Origin of the sequence: Tenacibaculum sp. 190524A05c (assembly GCF_964036595.1) — a bacterium.
Classification (GTDB): Bacteria; Bacteroidota; Bacteroidia; order Flavobacteriales; family Flavobacteriaceae; genus Polaribacter; species Polaribacter platacis.
The window spans coordinates 2,041,629-2,061,364 of the sequence record NZ_OZ038523.1; the positions used below are offsets into that span (position 1 = coordinate 2,041,629).

Genomic DNA, 19,736 nt, shown 5'->3' on the forward strand with positions numbered 1-19,736 from the left:
TACATTACTATTATATCTCAAATTTACGATTAATTAGAAGTTGATGAATAGAAATTTAATGAACTGTTATCTTTTACTTGTAAACCGCAAAACTTTAAATAAAAAAAGCTCTTCTAAGTTAGAAGAGCTTTTATGTTTACAGCAAAGCTATTAGGTAAAAAATGATTCCATACATAATTATTAGGGTCATTTCAAACCGGTAATTATCTTTACTCCTTTTCATGTATTATAAACTTATCTCTTTATAAATCTTCTTACTCCTTTTCCTGTTTCAGTTTCTATCATCATGAAATAAATTCCGTTAGCAAGATTTGAAACATTTATAGCGTCAGATACAGATGTAGAAACTTTTACTTCTCTACCAAGACTATTGTAAATTTTCACCTCTTTTACATCCTCCTGAGAATCGATATGCAATACATCATTCACTGGATTTGGATATAATTTAAAAGGAACTTTAAACTTCTCTTCATTTATACCTAATGTACTTACAGAGAAGATAGCTGTTACAGATAAATCTGCATTCATTGTAACACTAATAGGGTTTGTAGTTCCAGTAACATCACCACTCCAACCATCAAACTTGTATCCTGAAATTGGTGTTGCAGTAAGCTCCACTACAGTACCTACGTTATAAGAACCAACACCTGTTGAAGGATCTACTGAATCTGGTGCAGTATCTACTGAAATATTACCATTAGTTGAAGCTAATATTAATCTAAATTGAACAATAGCGAACATCGCTGTAACCGTCTTGTCAGCATCCATTGTTATATTCAATGGGTTTGTAGTTCCTGATACGTCTCCACTCCATCCAATAAATTCATAACCTGCGTTTGGAGTTGCCGTTAATGTTACCGCAGTTCCATCTCTATAAATTCCATTAGTAGGATTTGGGTTGGTTGTAACAATTCCGTTTGTAGCGTTTATAGTTAATGTTCTTTGAATCTGTCTGAATACAGCTGTAACACCTTTATCCGCATCCATAGTAATATTAATCGGATTTGTAGTTCCAGAAAGATCTCCTGTCCATTCTACAAACTCATAACCTGCATCTGGTACTGCTGTTAACGTTACTACTGTTCCATCGTCATAATTTCCATTTACTGGATTTGGATTCGCTGTTATCGTTCCATTAGTTGAATTAAGCGACAATGTTCTCTTAATAATTTGGAATACAGCAGTTACAGTTTTATCTGCATCCATTGTAATGTTTATTGGGTTTGTCATTCCAGCAGCATCTCCACTCCATCCTACAAATTCATAACCCGCATCTGGAGTTGCAGTTAATGTTACTGAAGTTCCGTCATCGTAAGTTCCGTTTGTTGGATTTGGATTGGTTGAAACAGATCCATTGGTAGCATTAATTGTAAGCGTTCTTTGAATCTTACTAAACATTGCCGTTACTGTTTTATCAGCATCCATAGTCACGTTAACTGAATTTGTAGTTCCAGTTGCTGCTCCACTCCATCCATCGAACTGATAACCAGCATCTGGAGTTGCAGTTAATGTTACTGTAGTTCCATTCGTATACGTTCCATTAGTTGGGTTTGGATTTGTCGAAACAGATCCGTTTGTAGCGTTAATAGTTAAAGTATATTGAGTATTAGCACTAGGATCATATTCAAATGCTCCCATATCTACAGTCGTATTCAAAATTCTATCATTTCCTGCTAAATCCTTAGTAATTCCAGATGGAATTTTAGTATTATCTCCAGCATCTATAGCAGGCGATCCCGTTTGTAAGGTAAAGTCGTTATTGTTAACATCAGAGAATAATGGATCCGCATTACTCGTATTTGTCAAGAACAATAAATTAGAAAAGTTATCCTCACTAATTGAGTTGTTTACAAATGTTTGATTTGGTAATGAAGTATGACCTGGATTTATAGAAACTCCTGTTACTCCTGAAACTCCTTGATCGTTAAAATAGAAAATCGAGTTATTAATTGTAGCAGTATGTGTACTATTTCCATCAGTTCTTCTACTTAAGGCTAAAGTTCCATATTGAGAACTTGCAGTAGTTCCTCTATCTAAGTTATTCGCGAAAGTACAGTTGTTAATTGTAGTTGTTAACGTAGAACTTGTACCATTTGCACGAGCCCAAAGCGCACTTCCTGTAAATCCTCTTGCACTTGTACTTTGATCAACAGAAATATTTTGTTCAAACAAACAGTTCGTAATATCTAAAGTAACCGTTCTATTGTTATTCACTAAGAAGTATAAACCACTACCATATCTACTGTAGTTATTATAAAACTTACAGTTTTCAAATGTCATTCCCGTATTCACATTTAAATATGTTCTAATAGCTCCACCATTAATTCCAAGATTTTGGTTAAACTCACAATTTCTAAAAATTAAGTCTTCAGTTTCACTTTGAATAAAAACTCCACCTGCATATGAATTTGTGTCGCTTCCATTAGCATGCCCATTGTTAATTTTAAATCCATCAATAATTACATTATCTGCATTTAAAATTTGCATCACGTGATAATTGTTATCTGATCTAAATGATGAAGAAAAACCAATTGCTGCTTGATCATCTCCATCTACATCTCCAGATAAAATAGTTGGATTACTCTTTACATCTCTTTCAGATAACATTGTTTCCGTTCCATCGAATCCTCCGTAAATTTTTATTCCATCAATACCTACATTAAAAGAATTTGTTCTTGCACTACCTGGCACATAAGTTCCTGCTGCTACCCAAATTTCAGTTGTATTTGAATCTGCTTCGCTTAACGCTTCAGATAAATTAGTCATGGCATTTGCCCAAGAATCTCCAGAACCATTTCCTCCTGAAACATTTGCGTTTACATAGTATTTTGTTAATGCTGGAGTTTCTGTGAATTTTTGCATTGATAATTTCCCTCCATCTTGATACATTACATAAAGACTATTATCTGCCTGATTTACTTCAATATCTACTATAAATCCAGCTGCTGCTGTAGAAATAGGTAATGTTGGTAAACTACTCCATTGAGAAGAAGACGTTTTATATCGTTGAATTTGTAATTGATTAGACGCATCTGAAAACATTAAATACATAAAGTTTCCTTGTGCTCTGTCAACCAGTTTTAAATAATCTCCTGTATTTCCTCCAGTATTTAATGGCTGTGGTAATCCTAAATTCGTAGACTGACCAAAGAAGATTCCTGAAGTTGCACTTATAATATTATTACCTACCCAATAGTTATTAACCATTGAAAGTTTATTGAAACGGTTTCCAACCAAATTACTTCCAGAAACTGTAAATAACGAACCTCCAGTAGCATTATTAGCCTGAACTTGTGAAGTATTATTGTTAGCAATAACCTGAGTATTCATAATAGTTTCACCATTTCTACTTGTTGTAACTATATGATCATTCGATAAGTTTGGAGCAATTGCTGTTCCAGACCAAGATCCATTTTGTTTTACAATATATACATACGTTTGTAACGTACTACTTACCGTTCTATGATAATAAAGTACAGGTTCATTATTTGAGTTAAAAACAAACTCTAAAGGTGCAGTTCCTCTTGGTGACCATAATGGTGGCTGACTATCAAAAACCCAACTAGTTCCGTCAAATCTATATACTTTAATTACGTTATTATCTCTCCAAGCAACCCAAGGTTGATTATCTACTGGGTTAATTGCTATTGACACTAACGAAGCATCCAATAATCCCCAAGCTGATGTTGTTCCTACATTAACCCAACCAGCACCATCTAACTTTTTTACAAGCGGAGCTCCTAGCCCACTAAAAGTAGGATCTTGATATACAACATATGGTGTTCCATTTGAATCAAATGTGAAATCTGCATCACTGGTAAAAGAAGAAAACTGTAGATTTCCTACTTGACTCCACTGAGCAAACCCAACGGTTGTTACAAAAAATAAAAGGTAAAGTAATTTTAATCTCATGACTGTAATTTTATGTTCCTTAATGACACAAAATTGTTCCATTTTCATGGAATTTTATGAGTACAACTTCTGAAAGTAGGTTTTGAGTTGCTGAATTGTATCTTCTTCTTTTTTATGATTTTACACTTTAAAAAAGCACATATAAAAACAAATAAAAAAACCTTGCGAACATAACGTTTGCAAGGTTTAATCCCCGAAGTAATCAAAATACTAATACTACATAATAGTATGATTTATTTCTTAAAATATTTGTTTACTAAACTTACTGGGATATCCTTCGAGAATTTATCTGAATAGTTTTTTTCGATTACTAATTCTTTTGAAAAACCACTATCTGTACTCTTTTGATTGATCTTAGCTGCATGAATATCTGTATCATCTCCATTTACATATAAATAATAAGCAATCAATTGTCTGTCTGTTACCTCATCAGTAACTCTATCCATTTTTTCTTTCCACTCATCTGAGTATACAACTAGCTTTCTAATTTCTAAGTTTGCGTTATTTCTGTATTGCTTTAACTTCTTATAAATTGCTTGTTCACAAAGTTTAGCTAATTCAGGAGTATGTAATTTTCCTTCTTTCGGCATGAATTTAAAACATCCAATTTTCACTCTCTTTTCAAAGTCTTTCACATAATTTTTCGCCTTTTCACCGCTCCATTCGTCAAACTTCTCGGCACTTGGCGCGGCAATTACGAAAGGACCTTTGATATTAGATTTTGAAGATGCAAAATATGGATACTTACCTCCAATTTTTTTCCCTCCATCGAAAGCGTAAATTAAGTATACATTATCTGGAGTTTTAATTACTCTCTTTGATGGTGATGGAACTGGCGTAAACGAATGCTTTGTTCCGTTTTGATCTGTAACGTCTTTTAATTCATCAATATGAAAAACTTCTTCACCTTCTTTTACAAAATTGCTGCTGTATACTCCGTCAACACCTCTATGATAATCGTCTTTAGCAAATCTTGGGTGTAATACAAAAGCCAATTTATTCTCTGCTCCGAAATAATAAGCCGTGTATTCTTTTCCACTTCTCTTTTCTGTTTTTGTGCGTACTTCTAAATTTGTAAATCCGCTTGCAAATCTAGAACTCATTTTATTCTTTGAAACATAATTTGCTTCGCTCTTAGAACTTGATGAACTAGATTTTGACTTTTTAGAACTTGACTTTTTTGATAATGATTTTTTAACTTTTTTAAAAAATTGCGCATTAACCTCAGAAGTTCCTAAAACTGTAAAAATTGCAAGTGCGAAAAACACTAAACTCTTTTTATTTAAATTTTTCATGATATTATGATTTTATAGTTTTTGATACTCCAAAGTTGGGATAACTATATGATAATTAGGAGCTCAATTTTCTGAAAGTGGCGTTTCAATTTCTGAAATGATAACTTCTTATCCTTTTCATTTTAAGATAATAAGCATAAAAAAAGTCGCTAAACGCGACTTTGTAGTTTATTGATAATCAAAAACTTAAACTAAATACTTTGAACAATTGTAAGAAACTCATCTCTTTTATCTTTTGAAATAGAAACTGCCTTGTTGTTTTCCATCACAATATAACCTCCATCTTTTTTAACATACTCTCTTAGATATTTTAAGTTCACCAAAAAAGATCTATGTGGGCGATAAAACACTTTTATATTATTTAAAGCTTCTACAAAAAATTTAAGTGGTTTACTTACAAATACGTTTCCTCCCATTGTTGAAACTCGAGTATACATTCCATCAGCTTCAAACATTATGATTTTATCTACTTCTACAAATTTAATTCCGTTGGCGTTGGGTAATCCTATCTTTTTGAAATTAGACTTTTCTAAGCTGGATTTTAGTTCTTGTAATCTTATATTGATTTGTGAATCTCCCACAAAATTCAAAACGCGTTCAATTGCTTCTTTTACTTGATTTGGTCTTACCGGTTTTAATAAATAATCAATAGCTGATAACTGAAATGCTTGAACTGCATATTCGCTATATGCTGTTGTGAAAATAATCTCAAAATTATAGGAATCTTTCTCTATAAAATTTAATAATTCTAATCCTGAATGCTCTGGCATTTCTATATCTAAGAATACAATTCTCGGTTCTTCTTCCTTTATTAATTGAACTCCAGATAGCAAATTATCAGCTTCTGAAATTTCAGTAATCTTAGGACAGTTTTCCTCGATTAGGATGCGAAGAACATTTCTTGCTCTTTTTTCGTCATCAATTATTAGTGCTTTCATCTTAAGATTTTATGATTGGTATGGTTAAAATCACTCTCGTTCCTTTAGGTTCTTCACTCTCTAATAAATCAATTATCTCAACACCTATTTTTCGCTCTTTCCCATAATTCAATAAATCTAACCTTTGAGTATTTGCATTTAAAGCGAAGGATTTATGATTTGGTTTTAGTCTGCTTTTTATTTCTTCTGATTTCTTTCTTCCAATTCCATTATCTTCAACAATACATTGTACCACTGCATCTGAAACATGAGAAATACTAACATTTAATTTTCTATGATTCTTTTTATGTAACAGTCCGTGTTTTAATGCATTTTCGATATAAGGTTGAATTAACATTGTTGGAATTTTAATGAGCTCGGAATTCACTTTTCCATCAACATGAAAATAATAATCTAATTCATCTTCAAATCGAAGTTTTTCTAATTCTAAATACAGATTTAGATTATGAACTTCCTCTGGTATAGAAATTAATCCAGTATCACTGTAATTCAAATAATTCCTAATTAGGTCGGCAAATTTCCCGAGATAATCACTAGCTAAAGACTTTTGATTCAATACAATGTATTCTTGAATTGAGTTTAATGCATTAAAAATAAAATGCGGATTCATTTGTGCCTTTAACGCTTTTAATTCCGAATCTCTATACTGCTTCTCTACCGCTAATCTCTTTTGAGTTTCTTTTAATTCTAATGCAATTACTTCGGCTTTTTTCTTTGCTTTCATTCTACTTAAATAAAACAAAGAAGCAATCAATATTAATACTCCAATGATTACCGAACCGATGAATAAGTTTCTGTTTTTTGAACTCTCTAATTCCGCATAATTCTTTTCCTGTTCAATTTTATCTGTTTCATATTTGATTCGAACGTCTTCAATGATTTGTTTCTTTTCTTTACTATCAATACTATCTCTAGCTGCTATATAAATCTTATTGATAGAATCGGCCAGTTTATTTTTCTGCTGAATACTGTAATTGACATATAAAATCTGAGCGATTCTCTTTTTCCAAAACAGATTTCCTTGATCTTCATAAATTCTTAAAGATTTTAAATACCAAGGTTCTGCTTCTTGATGTTTAAACTGCATAGAGTACATTGTCGCTTTTGAAAAGTAAGGTCCAGCTAATCTTGCTTTGTTATTGGTTTCATAAAAGTTGATGATATCATCAATAACCAATTTAGCTTTATCAAATTTTCTATGGTCTTTATACAATGAAGCAAGGGAAGATTTAAAAGCATATTCTCCTCCTTTATTTTTTACTTTTTGTGTAATTTCAATCCCTTCTTTAAACCGCTTTTCAGCTCCATTAAAATTTTTACTCATTCGTTCCGCTTCTGCATAATAATACAGATTTCGGAAGTGACTTCTACTACTCGGTTTTGATTTTGATAAATTATAATTCTCTTCCGCTAAAGACTTTGCTTGCTCATAATTTTTATTGTTAGAATAGGCAGTAAGCAACTGAACATTCGCTTCTTGAATTAGCGTACTATTTTGCAAAGAATCGGCTATTTTTTTAGAATTAATTCCAAATTCCATAGCTTCTGTTAGCTTACCACGCTGTAAATAAAGTCTTGCTAAACCTGTTAAACTAGACGATTCTAATTTTTTAGATTTTAATTGTTTAGAAAGCAACAATGCTTCTTGAAGTTTTTCTTCAGCTTCTTTATAATTTGCCCTTTGAATTCTTTTTGCAAATGAGAGTAATTTTTGAACTTTAAGAGTATCTTCAGTTTTATAATTAGCAATTTCTGTTCTTAAACTATCAATTAACTTGTTTTGACTGAAGGAAAAATTAAAACATATAAAAGTAAATAGAAGTAGTAGTTTTCTCATATTGTGCTTTTTACGGTATATCAATATCCATAAAAAAACCAAAATACTTTAATTACAACTTCTAAAAATCAATCCTTAACTTCTAAATACAAGTTTTATAAGGCTAAATGTTTTGTACTATAGTTAAGAATTCTTCTTTTTTATCTTTTGAAATAGAAACAGATTTGTTGTTTTCCATAACAATGTAACCTCCATCCTTTTTTACATACTCACGGAGGTATTTTAAATTCACTAAATACGAACGATGAGGACGATAAAACGTGTTAATTTTTTGTAAGGTACTTACGAAAAACTTTAAAGGTTTGCTTACCAAAACTTCTTCTGAAACCGTTGAAACTTTTGTATACATTCCATCTGCTTCTAGCATTATAATTTCGTTAAAATCGACAAACTTAATTCCGTTACTATTTGGTAAACCGATCTTTTTAAAATTAGATTCGCTTAAGCTTACTTTTAGCTCATTTAACTTTTTATGAATGTCTTTATTCCCAATAAGTTTTTCAGCTTTATCAATCGCTTCTTTAAGCTCATCTCCATCTATAGGTTTCAATAAATAATCAACTGCATTTAGTTTAAAAGCTTCTATAGCGTAATGATTATATGCTGTTGTAAAAATGATTTGAAAGTTAATTTGATCTTCATTTAAAAAATCTAAGATTTCTAAACCAGAATATTCTGGCATTTCAATATCAAGAAATACAATTTCTGGTTGAAATTCTTTTATAAGCTCAACACCCGAAAGCAAATCATTTGCCTCTTTTGTTTCCTTAATCTTTGGGCATTCTTCTTTTATAAGTGTTTGTAGTACACTTCTCGCTTTTAATTCATCGTCTATAATAACTGCTTTCATATGGGAATTTTTTAGGAATACTTTAGTGCTACTTAAACAGGAATATCAATAGTTACAATTGTTCCTCTTGGCTCTAAAATATCGTTGTACTTATCTTTAATTTCTAGTTTTATTGGAAATTCTCTCGTTTTATTAAGCAAGTCAATTCTTTTTGCATTTGCTTCTGATGAGAATGACTTTGGTTTAAACGCTTTTCTATTATTTATTTCAGTAGATACTGCTCTTCCTACTCCATTATCTTCAATAACGCAATGCAGAGTACTTTTATCGTAATCGAAAGAGAACGTAATGTCTAATTCTCTATTTTCCTTTTTATGTAATAATCCGTGCTTAATAGCATTTTCAACATAAGGTTGAATCAAGAAAGTTGGAATTTCTATCAACTCTTGATTCATGCTTTGATCCACTTGAACAGAATACGTAAAAGATTCTTCAAATCGATCTTTTTCTAATTCTAAATAAAAATTTAAAGCGGATAACTCTTCATCTAATGAAATTGTATTTGACTGACTGTGTTCTAAATACATTCTGATTAACCTCGAGAATTTTACTAAATAGGTCCTCGCTAATTTCTTCTCGTTATTAAGAATATAATCTTGTATTGAATTTAATGCGTTAAAGATGAAGTGTGGATTCATTTGACTTCTTAAACTCTCTAACTTTAAGAATATATTTTCTAACTCTTTAGTTTGTTTATCTATAATTAATTTTTGTCTTTCTTGAAGCTCCTTATTCTTTCGGTTGAAATACATCCAAATCAAAAATCCGAATAGTACTGTTAGCAAAAGAAAAAACCACCATTGCTCATAAAAAACACCTTTTACTTTTAAATCGATTGTTTTAATCTCTGAGTATTTATCTCCTTTTTTGGCTCGTAATTGAAAGGTATAACTTCCTTGTGCCAGCTTATTAAAAATAACGGTATTGGTTTTCGAAGATTCTTCTTGCCAATCACCATCATCATCTGAGTTCGTTAGTAATCTATACTCATATGAGATATTTTCACTGGATAAAAAACCTGTGGTATTGAATCTGATTTCAATTTTTTCACTACCTGTCGGAATACTATAAGAAGATGTTATTTCTCTTTCTATATTATCAACACTAATAGTTGTAAAATATGGTTCTGGTTTAGACTTATCGATACTATTAAAAACAGTATTCACATCAAAAGAGAATAATTCATTTGGAGTACTAACATAGAGTCTATTTTTTATAAATTCTAACCCAACAAAATCATAAGATGGTATTCCGTTTTTCTTGGTTAAGTTCCTAAAGGTTTCGTCTTTGAAATTGAACTCTTGAATACCCTTCTCTCCAGCAATCCAAATCGAATTTTTATTAGATCTGAAGAAACTGTTGGTATTAGATAATAATCCATCATCAGTTGTATAATGTTTTACAACCTTATTATCAATTACTTTGTAAAACCCGTTCTTAAAAGACAAGCACCATAATGTATTATCATTGGTAGTTATAATGTCTCGAACAAATAATGAATTTCCATTATGTTTTATTTCTTTCTTTTCAGAAAAATCTTGATTAAAAACAAATACTCCTTTAACAGAACTTATGTAATGTTGTTTTAATCTTTTACTACTTAAACAGCTATATCCACGGTTTTGATCTAGTGCTTTCTTTCTATTCCATCTAAACTCATATTCACTCAAATCAAATACAGCAGAACGGCTTCCGGTGGTTATGATCACAGAATCATTCCCTATAAAAGAATAATCCTTAGCATTTAAATTGATATATTTTTTAAAAAAACTAAGTTTATTATTTGTTCTTTGAAATGACTCACTACCTCTAGATGCCTGAAGAAAGTATCTATTTCTTATAGAATCATACATAATGAATTTGACATCATCTTTTCTATCATAAATAAATCTTTGGTTTTTATTGTTTTGGGCATCAAACATATAAAAATCCCCTTTACTTCCAACCAAAATTAACTCATTGTATTTTCCTCTAATCATCTTTTTAATTCCATTCGGTTGGGAACAATTAAAATTTGACTTGAAATCTAGGTTTGGATACACATGAATTCCGTCGTAATTTGAAGACACCCAAAAGTTGCCATTCTTATCTTTAATTATATCTGTTGTTGAAGTTCCTTCTAGAATCTTTCGCTTTAAAACTAAGTTACTATCCTCTAGTTCATAAACATAAACTCCTTCATTAGACAATACATAATAGACATCATCGATAACTCTTATTTCCTGAGTTATAAATCCAGGATCTGAATTTCTTATACTGTATCCGAAATTATTCTCTACATCAGAATTTATAATGATTTTATTTACTGATCCACTACGACTTAACGTGTTTAAAACTAAAACATCTTTAATTCTAGATAAGTGTGCTCTTTTAAGTCTTGTACTGTTATAATCAATTTTTTTATTAGTAATTTCTACCTTAAAATCACTAGTCAACTTACATAAATACCCTTCATCATTAAAAAAATATGCGACATTATTTATAACAATTATATAGCTATAATAGTAGTTTGAACTGACATTTGTGTATAGTATTTCTCCACTTATTTTATCAAGAACCAAGAGCCTTGAAGAAACCGAGAGATATAACAAATTATTATGTGCTTGAATTCTTGGCAAATTTCCATTAAAGAAATCTTTCAATTTTTTAAATAATATTACCTTATCGTTTTTAATACAAAAAAGCTGTCCCGATAAATTCGTGTACCAAATTATCTTATCCTTATCTAATATTGGAGTAAAAACAGATAAACCAACTTGTTCAGGATGTGTGTATAATTTAAATTCATAACCATCATATCTAAACAGTCCTTTATTTCCTGCCAACCAAACAAATCCCTTATCATCTTCAACTATACTATAAAACTCTTTATCTGGAAGCCCTTCCTTCTCCGTTAGATGAATAGAAATGGGTTCCTGCGCTGAAAGAAATTCAACACAAAATATGATAAAAAAAGATAGCATAATCCTCATATACCAAAGCTACATTAAAAAACGGAGTTTTTACAATTCAGTTAATTCTCAAAGATATTGTGAATGTCGCGTAAAATGCATTGTGGATTTCTAAAATATGAATTTGAGTTTCTAAACGGAAGTCATTAAAAAAAGAAACCCACTCAACTGAAAAGCTGAGTGGGAAAATTGCTATGAAAAAGAAGCTAACACGTCTGCTAGCGTTTTGTATAACACAATTAGCGTGCCAAAAGTGTATATAAAAAACATGTTCGGAATATTTTAATACTCCGAACATGCCATAACCAAACTAAATCAATTTGAAAACTATCTTCTTTTTATAAAAGTGGTTTTCCTTTTAATCTTGATTCTATCCTACGTTTTTTAACGGTAATTCTCTTCATTATGTCCATCAGCTTTGAATCTTTCGTTTTTTTATAAATCTCGTTCAAAGCTAAAACAAGTCTCTTCGCTTCTCTTGAAGCTACAACTCTATCACTAGTGGACATATTTTTCATTTTTGCTTGCTCAAATGCTAGTGCTTCTGCTACAATATCCATAATAACCTGTTTTTTGTTTAACTTTACATAAAAATACATAAACAAAACTAATTACAGAAATATTAAACAACTATTTAACAGAATTTTAAAAATCTTTTAATTTTCAAATTATTAATCTTCAAATCTAATACTGCTTCAACAAAAATTGAATCAAATCAGTTGTTGTTACAATTCCAATTAATTCTCCTTCTTCAACAACAGGCAACGCATGAAACTCTCTAGCTGCTAAGATTTCTGCAACTTCTCTTATCGTATTGTTTTTTTCAATAGTCACAACATTTTTTGTCATCACTTGTTCAATTGTAAAGACACTATTTAACACTACATCAACTTCAGTTTCAAACTCCTCTACAGTTTCCGCATAACTCACTCGCATTAAATCAGTATGGCTCAACATTCCTATAACTTTTTGACCTTGTACTATCGGAATATGACGAATTTGATGTGTTTTAAAAAGTTCTTCAGCAGTAGTTAAATCGTCATTAGAATTTAAAGTGATTACGTTATCACTCATGATTTTTGAAATTGGTTCTCTTTTTCTCATAAGATTATCCTTAAATATTTAAAATTGAAGTTTATTACATTTTAACTGTTAAGACAGGTAACGCAGCATGATTCACAACATCTTCTGCTATACTTCCTTCTAAAAAGTGTTCGATTCCGTGTTTTCCATGCGTAGGCATTACGATTAAATCACTTTCATTTGTTTTTGCGAATTCTAAAATTCCTTCTTCTATACTAAAATCAGAAACTTCAGCAACGGTTAAATTTCCTGTTTCACCTACTTTCTCTAAAAATCGTGCAATTCTATCTTTCTTCTCTCTCGTAGTTCTAAACTTAGCTCCAGGAGTATTAACGTATAACAACTGTAACTCGCAATTAAATAAATCGGCCATTGCTTTAGCTTTCTTAAATGGTTCTATAAAATCATCAGAAAAATCACAAGCAAAAATTGCCTTTTTAAATGTATCTGCAACTGGTAGTCCTTTAATAACCAACACAGGAATTGTTGAATTTCTAACGACAACTTCTGTATTAGATCCGTAAAAAATCTCCTTTAAACCTGTTGCTCCTTTAGATGATAATAGAATTAAATCTGCTTGCTCATCTTCCGCTACTTTATGCAAATCAGAAAAACTTTTATGATGCTTTATTATTGGAGTAACTGTTACATCTTTTAAATACGGTTTATCTAAAAATTCTTTGAACTTTTTCTCTGTTAGTTTCAACTCAAAAACAATCTGTTCGTTGATATATGAATTCGATACAGAAATAACCGAATTAGAAGTTTCTAACATATGAACAACTACAATTTCTGCTTTATAAGTATTTGCAAAAAAAGCTGCAGTTCTTAATGCATTCTCAGAATGTAAAGTAAAATCTACGGGTACAATAATTTTTTTCATTTGACTAAGCTTTAAAAGATTACACTATAAAAGTACCTCGAGAATACAGTTTAAACTATGATATTTATCAGCTAGAAGAATTAAATTATTAGTTACACAATGGAGTTTGTTCAACTAAATTACTGACAGAAGCGGCTGGAGAAATATATGGAATATTCAATCCTAAACCTCTTAAAATAAATAACACACCAATGGCAATAACTACCATTGGAATGACTTTTTTAAAGTATCGGTTCAATCGAAGATTTGTGAACTTACCAATGTACACGATAGAGCTCATTAATGGGATTGTTCCTAAACCGAATACAATCATGTATAAACTTCCTTGAAAAGTTGAGTGTGTTGCAACAGCTCCTATTAAGGCCATATAAACTAATCCACATGGTAAAAAGCCATTCAAAAAGCCTATTGCGAAAAATGTATCATTCCTTTTTTGTTTTAACTCTTTACCGAGAGTAGACTTTATTTTTGAAATGTATGTGTTTAAAGCTTTGGTTGCTTTTAGTTGATATACCAACTTTGGGAACAGTATAATTATAATCATTAAAGCCCCCGTAAATATTGACAGATGTTGTTGAAAAACGAATAATTCAAATCCTCGTCCTAATAATCCAAAAAGAACTCCCAATAATCCATAGGTAAGTAATCGTCCACTATGATAACTCATTAATTGAAAGAACTGCTTTACTTGATTAGTTCTGTCTAATGGTAACATAAAAGCAATTGGACCACACATACCTAAACAATGTAAGCTTCCTAACAATCCTAATATGAATGCAGTGTAGAGCATTAATAAATTATTTCCTTTTTGTGGAAATAGTTTTGATTATTGTAAGTAAAATCAATTACCACATCCCAACGACCGTTCACTAAAGCTTTTTCAGAAATAACAAATCTGTGTTGGTTCAAATTGATTTCTATTTCACTATCCAAGGCTTTATTTGACGGACGATACAAAAAGATTTTTCCTTTGATTTTCGTTGGAATTAAATCCTTTGGAAAATTTACTTCTAGTCCATCAGGTACTTTCTGAATTACTAGAGGATGCTCTAACTTATTTAAGTTTTTTGAAGCATCAATATGATATTGATATTTTAATTCTTTCTGATAGTAATTTTCCGTTACTAAATCATGATTATACTCATTATTACTAATCATCGTAACCACCATAAACATAATGAATGTTATAAATGCAATAATTGCAATTACGATTCCAGTACTCCAATTAATTCTCATCTTTTACTTCTTTTTATTTACCAAAATTTTCTCGGTCCGAGGAAATTTGTGGTTGTAGTTTCAATAAGTTTATCATTACTATAAACTCCTACTTTTAGTTTTACTTTATCCTTTGTTAATTGAGATTGATGCAGTTCTATAAATAACGATCCTTCTGCCATTCCTTGTTTTGGAACTACGAATGATTGATGTGTTACGATCTCTATTTTTCCTTCATGTGATAGTAATTTATAGGTAATATCTCCAATCTCTTCCGTGGTTTTATTCACTATTTTATATGAATAGACATTACTAATAATACCATTGTCTTTTCGTTCATAAAGTTGACCAGGTAATCTGAATATTTTAGCTTCAACATCATTTCTTAAGAATAACATTCCTATTAATACTCCAAACAGAATTGTAAGGACTGCTGCATATCCTTTCATACGAGCGGTAAACTTAAAAGGAGTTTTCTTCTCAATATTATCAATACTTGCAAAACGAATCAATCCTTTTGGATAGCCTACGTTTTCCATCATAGTATCACATTCATCAATACAGGCTGTGCAATTAATACATTCTAATTGAGTTCCATTTCGAATATCAATTCCGGTTGGACAAACATGTACACATTGTTTACAATCAATACAATCTCCTTTTCCTGAAGCTGCCCTGTCTTCTTTCTTATTGAATTTTGCTCTTCCTTTTTCTTTTTCTCCTCTTTTATAATCGTACGCAACAACCACTGATTGATTATCTAATAATACTCCTTGTAATCGACCATAAGGACAAGCAATAATGCATACTTGTTCTCTAAACCAAGCAAAAACAAAGTAGAATACTCCTGTAAAAATCAGTAGAGCAATAAAGGTTGACAAATGATTCAATGGGCCATTTTGAATGTATAATAACAATTCATCACTACCTATAATGTAGGCTAAGAACACATTGGCAATTAAAAATGAGATTACAAAAAACACAAACCACTTTAACAAACGCTTTCTAATTTTCTCTGCATTCCATGGTTGTTTCGATAAACGAATTTGCTTTCCTCGATCACCTTCAATCCAATATTCAATTTTTCGAAAAACCATTTCCAAGAAAATTGTTTGAGGACAAATCCATCCGCAAAACACGCGGCCAAACACTACTGTAAAAAGGGTTATAAAGACAACACCAATTATCATTGATATGACTACCAAATGAAAATCTTGTGGCCAAAATGGATAACCAAAAACTACAAATTTTCGCTCTAAAACGTTGAATAGCAAAAATTGATTTCCTTTTACTTTTATAAATGGTGAAATGAAAAGAAATAACAACAATGCATAGCTCACATAACCTCTATACTTGTAGAATTTTCCTTTTGGTTTTTTAGGAAACACCCAAGCACGTTTACCTTCTTTATCTATAGTCCCAATACTATCTCTAAAATGTTCTCCCTCGGGTGTTTCCATCTATTACCTATTAAAAACTAATTATTACAGTTACCTATTATTCTATTTATTGTTCCAGATATTTATTCTTCCGTCCATATCTCTCCTTCTGGTTTCTTTGGTTTAGCTGGAGTTGTTCCTCCTAAAGAAATTACATAACTCGCTACCTTCTGAATATCTTCAGGTTTTAAAACACCTTTCCATGCAACCATTCCTTTTCCATCTCTTCCTCCTTTATAAATGGTATTGAAAACATTGTTGAATCCACCTCCTAAAATCCAATATTCATCGGTTAAGTTTGGACCAATTTTACCTCCTCCATCACGAACATGACAAGACGCACAATTCAAATTAAATACAGCCTTTCCTCTTCTTAAATCGGCAGAATCTGTTGATAGTGCAACTTTCTCTATATCGAAAGCATTCGGAGTTTTCTGTTTGTATTGTTCCATTTCATATTTTGCCTTAGCCATGGCTTTTTCATATTCCATTTCTTGCGTATCTCCACCAGCAATATGAAATCGAATTAAATACACTACGCCAAATACGATTGTAGCATAGAATAAATATACCCACCATGGTGGTAATACATTATCCAACTCTTTAATTCCATCATAGTTATGATCTAAAATAATTTCTCCTTCTTCTTCAAGTTCACGAGATTTCGTCCAACGTTTATATTGCTTTTTTAACCAAGCCCATTCATCAACTTCCTCTGGGACAATTCCTTCTTTTTCCATTTTTAAATCTTCAGCTATTTTCTGAATGGTAAAACTGAAATATTCCTTAGCTAGAATTACTAAACCTAAGAAGGTTATGAGAATCCATACTAACGGGTTTTCATATAAGCTAAACGGATTTTCATAAGCTAGTACCGCTTTTATAATTGCCCAAAAGCTTACAAAAACAAATACTATATATAGTATCGATTGAAAAATTCTTTTCATGATTAACGGTTTAATTGTCTAATGGTAAATTGCTTACTTTACTGATATACTCTTTTTTTGCCGTTGCTACCCACCAGAATAACAACACGAAAAAGGTGAAAAATATGGTTAAGGAAATGATTGGATAAATCTCTATTCCTATGATACTCTCTAAATGGTTCTTTACAAATTTTAACATCGCCTTATTTTTTTGAAAGTTTATCCTTAACGTCTTTTACTCTAATATCTACACCTAATCTTTGGATATAGGCAATCAATGCTACAATCTCTCTATCTTTCATTTCCACGAAAGGCAATCCATTTTGCTCAGCATACTTTTTACTTTCTTCGTAATTCTGAACAAAATCAGGATCGTTGTATAAGTTCTGTTGAATTTGCATTCCTTGCTCATCCATACTCTTTTGCGCATTAGTAATATCTTCATCCGTATAAGGAACACCTAGTTTTACCATGGCACGCATTTTTGCTTCTGTTTGCGATTTATCTAACTTATTCTTGATAATCCATTGGTAAGCTGGCATGATAGATCCTGGTGATGTACTCTGTGGATCGTACATATGATTAAAGTGCCAGTTATCATTATACTTTCCTCCAATACGATGTAAATCTGGACCGGTACGTTTACTTCCCCATAAGAATGGATGATCGTATACAAATTCTCCTGCTTTTGAATATTCACCATAACGCTCTACCTCACTTCTAAACGGACGAATCATTTGTGAGTGACACGATACACATCCGTTTGAGATATAAATATCTCTACCTTCTAATTCTAAAGCACTATATGGTTTTACTTCCTCGATATATGGAATGTTAGACTTGACCATTAAGGTTGGAACAATCTGAATCAACCCTCCAATAAGAATCGCTATTGTTGCGTAGATGGTTAATTTGATTGGCTTACGCTCTAACCAAGTGTGCCAAGTTTCTCCTTTTGTTCTGTATTTTGAAACTTTTGTTAACGGAGCTGCTTCTGCTAAATCATCGGTTACTTCTTCTCCTCTTTTTACTGTTTTTACGATGTTGTATAACATTACAATCGCTCCAACAATGTATAAACTTCCTCCGATGGCACGAATCCAATACATTGGAACAATTTCTTGAACTGTTTCTAAGAAGTTTCCATACGTTAATGTTCCATCAGGATTGAATTGTTTCCACATAAATGCTTGTACAAATCCTGCTACATACATTGGTAGTGTATAAATTACAATACCTAAAGTTCCTATCCAGAAGTGGAAATTGGCTAACTTTCTAGAGAATAATTTTGTCTTGAATAACTTCGGCACTAACCAATAAATCATACCGAATGTCATAAACCCATTCCAAGCTAACGCTCCTACATGCACGTGTGCAATAATCCAATCCGTAAAGTGAGCAATCGCATTTACATTTTTTAAGGATAACATTGGACCTTCAAAGGTTGCCATACCATATCCTGTAATGGCTACTACCATGAATTTCAATACAGGATCTTGACGTACTTTATCCCAAGTTCCACGAAGTGTTAATAATCCATTGATCATTCCTCCCCATGATGGTGCGATTAACATAATTGAGAATACCACACCTAAGTTTTGCGCCCAGTTTGGTAAAGCTGTATATAATAAGTGGTGTGGACCTGCCCAGATGTAAATGAAAATTAACGACCAAAAGTGAATAATCGATAAACGATACGAGTATACAGGTCTATTCGCAGCTTTCGGAACAAAATAATACATCAACCCTAAAAACGGTGTTGTTAAGAAAAATGCTACCGCATTATGTCCGTACCACCATTGTACTAATGCATCTTGAACTCCTGCATACACAGAGTAACTTTTTAATCCGCTTACAGGCAACTCTAAACTATTAAAAATATGTAATACTGCTACCGTAACAAAGGTTGCTAGGTAAAACCAAATCGCCACATATAAGTGACGTTGACGACGTTTTAAAATCGTCCAAATCATGTTTACACCAAATACCACCCATACCAAAGCTATGGCAATATCAATGGGCCATTCTAACTCTGCGTATTCTTTAGAAGTGGTATATCCTAAAGGTAATGTAATAGCGGCTGCAACAATAATCAACTGCCATCCCCAGAAATTAATGTTACTCAGCAAGTCGCTGGCCATTCTTGTTTTTAACAAGCGTTGTAACGAGTAATACACTCCCGCATAAATAGCATTTCCTACAAATGCAAAAATTACCGCGTTGGTGTGTAACGGACGCAAGCGACCAAAACTTAACCAGGAAATTCCGTCGGTAATATTGGGAAATAAAAACATGAACGCTAAAAGTAATCCTACTGAAAACCCGACTATTCCCCATAGTAAGGTTGCGTAGATAAATTTTTTCACGATTTTGTTATCGTAATAAAATTGTTGCATCTCCATAATTA

Annotated in this window: 15 protein-coding genes; all 15 read right to left on the reverse strand. The window is 31.6% G+C overall.

From position 1 onward, the window contains the following. Positions 1-234: 234 nt before the first annotated feature. The 15 genes from ABNT61_RS08905 to ccoN all read right to left on the reverse strand — a co-directional run bounded on the left by ABNT61_RS08905 (position 235) and on the right by ccoN (position 19,731). On the reverse strand, positions 235-3,912 hold the full coding sequence (locus tag ABNT61_RS08905) for an InlB B-repeat-containing protein (protein ID WP_348745650.1): 3,678 nt from the start codon (positions 3,910-3,912) through the stop codon (positions 235-237). 233 nt (positions 3,913-4,145) lie between these two features. Further along, positions 4,146-5,207: a hypothetical protein gene (locus ABNT61_RS08910; RefSeq protein ID WP_348745651.1), complete on the reverse strand. Its 1,062-nt coding sequence runs from the start codon at positions 5,205-5,207 to the stop codon at positions 4,146-4,148. Positions 5,208-5,398: 191 nt separating this feature from the next. After that, positions 5,399-6,145 carry a LytTR family DNA-binding domain-containing protein gene (locus ABNT61_RS08915; protein ID WP_348745652.1) on the reverse strand — a complete coding sequence of 249 codons (747 nt, stop codon included), beginning with the start codon at positions 6,143-6,145 and terminating at the stop codon, positions 5,399-5,401. A 1-nt stretch (position 6,146) separates the two neighbouring features. Next, entirely contained in the window at positions 6,147-7,982 is a 1,836-nt protein-coding gene (locus tag ABNT61_RS08920; RefSeq protein ID WP_348745653.1) for a histidine kinase, read from the reverse strand. Positions 7,983-8,085: 103 nt separating this feature from the next. Further along, positions 8,086-8,832, reverse strand: coding sequence for a LytR/AlgR family response regulator transcription factor (locus ABNT61_RS08925; protein WP_348723810.1), 747 nt, complete (start codon positions 8,830-8,832; stop codon positions 8,086-8,088). A gap of 32 nt (positions 8,833-8,864) precedes the next feature. Further along, on the reverse strand, positions 8,865-11,795 hold the full coding sequence (locus ABNT61_RS08930) for a histidine kinase (protein WP_348745654.1): 2,931 nt from the start codon (positions 11,793-11,795) through the stop codon (positions 8,865-8,867). Positions 11,796-12,121: 326 nt separating this feature from the next. Next, positions 12,122-12,343, reverse strand: coding sequence for a hypothetical protein (locus ABNT61_RS08935; protein ID WP_348712670.1), 222 nt, complete (start codon positions 12,341-12,343; stop codon positions 12,122-12,124). 124 nt (positions 12,344-12,467) lie between these two features. Next, positions 12,468-12,887 (reverse strand): CBS domain-containing protein, encoded by a 420-nt coding sequence (locus ABNT61_RS08940; RefSeq protein ID WP_348745655.1) that lies wholly within the window; start codon positions 12,885-12,887, stop codon positions 12,468-12,470. 34 nt (positions 12,888-12,921) lie between these two features. Further along, positions 12,922-13,749: a universal stress protein gene (locus tag ABNT61_RS08945; protein ID WP_348745656.1), complete on the reverse strand. Its 828-nt coding sequence runs from the start codon at positions 13,747-13,749 to the stop codon at positions 12,922-12,924. Positions 13,750-13,837: 88 nt separating this feature from the next. After that, a complete protein-coding gene (locus ABNT61_RS08950) occupies positions 13,838-14,539 on the reverse strand; it encodes a sulfite exporter TauE/SafE family protein (protein WP_348745657.1) in 702 nt (233 codons plus the stop codon). Next, a complete protein-coding gene (locus ABNT61_RS08955; RefSeq protein ID WP_348745658.1) occupies positions 14,539-14,985 on the reverse strand; it encodes a FixH family protein in 447 nt (148 codons plus the stop codon). The genes ABNT61_RS08950 and ABNT61_RS08955 overlap by 1 nt, the downstream gene beginning before the upstream one ends. A 17-nt stretch (positions 14,986-15,002) precedes the next feature. Next, on the reverse strand, positions 15,003-16,424 hold the full coding sequence (gene ccoG / locus ABNT61_RS08960) for a cytochrome c oxidase accessory protein CcoG (RefSeq protein WP_348745659.1): 1,422 nt from the start codon (positions 16,422-16,424) through the stop codon (positions 15,003-15,005). A gap of 62 nt (positions 16,425-16,486) precedes the next feature. Further along, a complete protein-coding gene (locus ABNT61_RS08965; protein ID WP_348745660.1) occupies positions 16,487-17,350 on the reverse strand; it encodes a cbb3-type cytochrome c oxidase N-terminal domain-containing protein in 864 nt (287 codons plus the stop codon). Between the two features lie 10 nt (positions 17,351-17,360). Further along, on the reverse strand, positions 17,361-17,528 hold the full coding sequence (locus ABNT61_RS08970; RefSeq protein ID WP_348712680.1) for a CcoQ/FixQ family Cbb3-type cytochrome c oxidase assembly chaperone: 168 nt from the start codon (positions 17,526-17,528) through the stop codon (positions 17,361-17,363). 4 nt (positions 17,529-17,532) lie between these two features. Next, the gene (ccoN, locus tag ABNT61_RS08975; protein ID WP_348745661.1) at positions 17,533-19,731 is read right to left on the reverse strand and encodes a cytochrome-c oxidase, cbb3-type subunit I; all 2,199 of its coding nucleotides are present in this window, start codon (positions 19,729-19,731) and stop codon (positions 17,533-17,535) included. Positions 19,732-19,736: the final 5 nt, after the last annotated feature.

What these genes read in the sequence shown, in the direction of transcription:
- ABNT61_RS08905 (WP_348745650.1), bottom strand. Translation starts at nt 3,912, where the DNA reads ATGAGATTAAAATTACTTTACCTTTTATTTTTTGTAACAACCGTTGGG.
- ABNT61_RS08910 (WP_348745651.1), bottom strand. Translation starts at nt 5,207, where the DNA reads ATGAAAAATTTAAATAAAAAGAGTTTAGTGTTTTTCGCACTTGCAATT.
- ABNT61_RS08915 (WP_348745652.1), bottom strand. Translation starts at nt 6,145, where the DNA reads ATGAAAGCACTAATAATTGATGACGAAAAAAGAGCAAGAAATGTTCTT.
- ABNT61_RS08920 (WP_348745653.1), bottom strand. Translation starts at nt 7,982, where the DNA reads ATGAGAAAACTACTACTTCTATTTACTTTTATATGTTTTAATTTTTCC.
- ABNT61_RS08925 (WP_348723810.1), bottom strand. Translation starts at nt 8,832, where the DNA reads ATGAAAGCAGTTATTATAGACGATGAATTAAAAGCGAGAAGTGTACTA.
- ABNT61_RS08930 (WP_348745654.1), bottom strand. Translation starts at nt 11,795, where the DNA reads ATGCTATCTTTTTTTATCATATTTTGTGTTGAATTTCTTTCAGCGCAG.
- ABNT61_RS08935 (WP_348712670.1), bottom strand. Translation starts at nt 12,343, where the DNA reads ATGGATATTGTAGCAGAAGCACTAGCATTTGAGCAAGCAAAAATGAAA.
- ABNT61_RS08940 (WP_348745655.1), bottom strand. Translation starts at nt 12,887, where the DNA reads ATGAGAAAAAGAGAACCAATTTCAAAAATCATGAGTGATAACGTAATC.
- ABNT61_RS08945 (WP_348745656.1), bottom strand. Translation starts at nt 13,749, where the DNA reads ATGAAAAAAATTATTGTACCCGTAGATTTTACTTTACATTCTGAGAAT.
- ABNT61_RS08950 (WP_348745657.1), bottom strand. Translation starts at nt 14,539, where the DNA reads ATGCTCTACACTGCATTCATATTAGGATTGTTAGGAAGCTTACATTGT.
- ABNT61_RS08955 (WP_348745658.1), bottom strand. Translation starts at nt 14,985, where the DNA reads ATGAGAATTAATTGGAGTACTGGAATCGTAATTGCAATTATTGCATTT.
- ccoG (WP_348745659.1), bottom strand. Translation starts at nt 16,424, where the DNA reads ATGGAAACACCCGAGGGAGAACATTTTAGAGATAGTATTGGGACTATA.
- ABNT61_RS08965 (WP_348745660.1), bottom strand. Translation starts at nt 17,350, where the DNA reads ATGAAAAGAATTTTTCAATCGATACTATATATAGTATTTGTTTTTGTA.
- ABNT61_RS08970 (WP_348712680.1), bottom strand. Translation starts at nt 17,528, where the DNA reads ATGTTAAAATTTGTAAAGAACCATTTAGAGAGTATCATAGGAATAGAG.
- ccoN (WP_348745661.1), bottom strand. Translation starts at nt 19,731, where the DNA reads ATGGAGATGCAACAATTTTATTACGATAACAAAATCGTGAAAAAATTT.